Annotated in this window: 3 protein-coding genes; all 3 read left to right on the top strand. The window is 73.7% G+C overall.

Annotated features, from left to right (window positions below; translation table 11 throughout):
* On the top strand, positions 1 to 1,002 hold a 1,002-nt coding region (locus I0C86_RS15710), incomplete at its 5' end, for an ABC transporter ATP-binding protein (protein ID WP_323373659.1).
* Positions 980 to 1,912, top strand: coding sequence for an ABC transporter permease subunit (locus I0C86_RS15705; RefSeq protein WP_196201969.1), 933 nt, complete (start codon positions 980 to 982; stop codon positions 1,910 to 1,912). The genes I0C86_RS15710 and I0C86_RS15705, both read left to right, overlap by 23 nt.
* 39 nt (positions 1,913 to 1,951) lie before the next feature.
* On the top strand, positions 1,952 to 3,026 hold a 1,075-nt coding region (locus I0C86_RS15700), incomplete at its 3' end, for a sensor histidine kinase (protein ID WP_323373658.1).

Below are 3,026 nucleotides of genomic sequence, written 5' to 3'. Positions count from 1 at the left end.
ATCGTCGGGGGCATGACGGAACCTCTGCGCAAGGTGGCGGGGCCGGCGGGCGGTGGGCCGGTACATCCGGTCGAGACCCGGGGCCTGACCAAGCGGTACGGCGAACTCACCGCCGTCGACGGCATCGACCTGACGGTACGGGCCGGTGAGGTGTACGGCTTCCTCGGTCCGAACGGCGCCGGCAAGACCAGTACCCTGCGGATGCTGCTCGGCCTCGTCCGGCCGACCGCCGGCACCGTGAGGCTGTTCGGCCGCTCGCCCGACGCCCCGGGGCGCCCCCCGGTCGGTGCCCTGATCGAGGGCCCCGCCTTCTATCCGTACCTGTCCGGGGAGCAGAACCTGCGGGTGCTGGCCCGGTACGCCGGCAGCCCGCCGGACCGGATCCGGACCGTGCTGGAACTGGTCGACCTGGTCGACCGGTCCGGCGACCGGTACGCGACGTACTCGCTCGGGATGAAGCAGCGGCTCGGGGTGGCGGCCGCGCTGCTGCCCGACCCCCGACTGCTGATCCTCGACGAACCCACGAACGGGCTCGACCCGGCCGGGATGGCCGACATGCGCACGCTGATCCGCCGGCTGGGCGCCGCCGGCCGTACGGTGCTGCTCTCCAGCCACCTGCTCGGCGAGGTACAGCAGGTCTGCGACCGGGTCGGCGTCGTCGCCCGGGGTCGGCTGGTAGCCGAGAGCACCGTCGCCGAGCTGCGCGGCGCGGCGAGCCTGCGGGTGCTCGCGGATCCGCTGGACACCGCAGCCGAGCGGGCCCGGACGCTGCTGGGGCCGGACCGGGTACGGGTCGTCGACGGCGGACTGGACCTCGCCGTCGACCCGGACCGGGCTGCCTGGATCAACGCGGAGCTGGTCGGCGCCGGGGTGGCGGTCCGGGAGCTGCGCCCCCGCGAACGGGACCTGGAACAGGTGTTCTTCGAACTCACCGGCGGCGGGGACTCCGCCGGACCGGACGGACGTGTGGAGGCGGAAAATGTCGTCCCGACAGTTCACTGAGCCGATCGCGCCGGAGGATCTGGATCTGACGGCGCCGGTGCGCCGCCGGTCCGGTGGCCTGCCCGACGTGCTGGCCGCAGAGCTCTACAAGTTGGTCCGCCGGCCGGCGAACTGGCTGCTGCTGGCGGTCGCGCTGGTACTCAGCCTGACCTTCACCTACCTGGTGCCGTACGCCGGTTATGCCGAGGGCAGCGGCACCGCCGGGGGTGGCCCCGGTTCCGGCCAGCCGGGCGCCGACGGTGCAGGCCTGGCCGCGCTGCTTCCGGCCGAACTGGTCGGCAACTCGATCGGTGGCCTGCCGATCTTCCTCGGCGCCCTCATGCTGATCCTCGGTGTGCTGACCGTCGGCGGTGAGTACGGCTGGGGCACCTGGAAGACCCTGTTCACCCAGGGCCCGTCCCGGCTGGTCGGGTACGTCGGCAAACTGGTCGCCCTGTCCGTCGCGACCCTGGTCGCCGCGCTGGCGGTCTTCGCCGCCGGAGCGGCCGCCAGCGCCGTCGTCGCCGGGGTCGAGGGGCAGCCGGTGCAGTGGCCCCCGCTGGCCGAGCTGACCGTGGGGGTGGGTGCCGGCTGGCTGATCGCCACGATGTGGGCCTGTTTCGGCGCCATGCTGGCCGTACTGCTGCGCGGGGTGGCGCTGCCGGTCGGGCTGGGCCTGGTGTGGCTGCTGGCCGTACAGAACCTGTTGGCGAGTCTCGCCGCGCCACTGCTCGACTGGGTGGCCGAACTGCAGAAGGGGCTGCCCGGACCGAACGCCGGGTCCCTGGTGGCCGCGTTGGGGGCCGGCGCGGACACGCCCGGTGTCGAGCAGGTCGTCGGTGGCGGGCAGGCGGCCTTGACTGTGGCCGGCTACCTGGTCGGCTTCGTGCTGCTCGCCGGTGCGGTCCTGCGACGCCGTGACATCCTCTGAACCGGTGGGGGCGTCGATCCGGTCGTTGACGTCGATCCGGTGGCGGGCGCCGATCCGGTCGTGGACGCCGATCCGGTCGTGGAGGCCGAGCTGATGGGGGGCCGCGCGATGGCGGTGCCGGGGCGTGGCTGGCCGGCGATGCTGGCCGATGCCGCGCTGGCGGTCGGGCTGTTCGCGCTGACGGTGCCGGTGACGACGGTGCTCGGGAGACAGCAGCCCGGGGCGGTGCCGGCGGACGGCTGGTGTTACGCCCTGATCGCGCTCTCCACCCTGGCGTTGGCGGTACGCCGGCGCCGGCCGCTGACCACCCTCGCGCTGTGCACCCTGGCCACCTCGGCGTACCTGGTGGGCGGCTATCCGTACGGGCCGATGCTGCTGAGCTATCTGATCGCGGTCTACACGGTGGCGGCGTACCTGCCGATCCGGCGCGCGGCGGTCGGCGGGGCGGTGTCGTTGGTTGTCATGCTGGCGCACACCGTCGTGTCGATCCGTACCTCGCCGATGGGGTTGGCCGGTGTTCTACCCGGGTCGGCGTGGGTCGCCGTACCCTTCGCGGTGGGCGCCACGGTCCGGTCCGGCCGGGAGACGGCCGCCCGTACCCGGATCGAACAGACCCGCCGGCTGGCCGACGAGGAGCGGCTCCGGGTCGCGCAGGAGGTGCATGACGTGGTCGGGCACGGGCTGGCCGCGATCAACATGCAGGCGGAGATCGCGCTGCACCTGCTTCCGACCCGCCCGGAGCAGGCGGAGACGGCGTTGACCGCGATCAGCCGGACCAGTCGGGAAGCGCTGGACGAGTTGCGGGTGACCCTGTCGGTCGTCCGCCGGGACGCCGGAACCGACCGGGCTCCGGCACCCGGCCTCGACCAGGTCGCGGCGCTGACCGAGCGGCTGCACGGCACCGGTCTACCGGTCACCCTGACGGTCACCGGCGACCGGCGGACCCTGCCGGTGGCGGTCGACCTGGCCGCGTACCGGGTGGTGCAGGAGGCGCTGACCAACGTGCTGCGGCACGCGGGCACCGCCACCGCGACCGTCCGGATCGGATACCTGCCCGCCGAGGTGACGATCGAGGTCACCGACACCGGGCGCGGCGGGCCGGGGGTGGCGGGTC

This window comes from Plantactinospora alkalitolerans (assembly GCF_015690345.1).
Taxonomy (GTDB): domain Bacteria; phylum Actinomycetota; class Actinomycetes; order Mycobacteriales; family Micromonosporaceae; genus Plantactinospora; species Plantactinospora alkalitolerans.
This window is presented reverse-complemented; position numbering and strand designations above follow the sequence as displayed.